We start from the raw sequence: 408 nt of genomic DNA on the forward strand, positions 1-408 counted from the left end.
TAAGTCTGCCTCAACAAGTGCAAGTCAGTCAGCGTCGACAAGCGCTAGCCAAAGTGCCTCAACGAGTGCATCTGAGTCAGCATCAACAAGCGCATCAGCTTCTGAATCGGCCTCAACAAGTGCATCTGAGTCAGCGTCAACAAGCGCATCAGAATCAGCAAGCACAAGTGCATCAGAGTCAGCATCAACAAGCGCATCAGAATCAGCAAGCACAAGTGCATCAGAGTCAGCATCAACAAGTGCGTCAGAATCAGCCAGCACATCGGCTAGCCAGTCAGCATCGACAAGTGCAAGCCAATCAGCCAGCACATCAGCTAGCCAGTCAGCATCGACAAGTGCAAGCCGATCAGCCAGCACATCAGCTAGCCAGTCAGCATCGACAAGTGCGAGCCAATCAGCCAGCACATC

The 408-nt window shown here is 52.5% G+C and carries 1 protein-coding gene; it reads right to left on the reverse strand.

Features of this window, described 5'->3' with window-relative positions:
- Positions 1 to 24: 24 nt before the first annotated feature.
- Positions 25 to 357 (reverse strand): hypothetical protein, encoded by a 333-nt coding sequence (locus tag ADI86_RS12095; protein ID WP_193390660.1) that lies wholly within the window; start codon positions 355 to 357, stop codon positions 25 to 27.
- Positions 358 to 408 lie beyond the last annotated feature (51 nt).

The sequence above is a fragment of the Streptococcus pseudopneumoniae genome (assembly GCF_001074975.1).
In the GTDB taxonomy this organism is placed as follows: Bacteria; Bacillota; Bacilli; order Lactobacillales; family Streptococcaceae; genus Streptococcus; species Streptococcus pseudopneumoniae_D.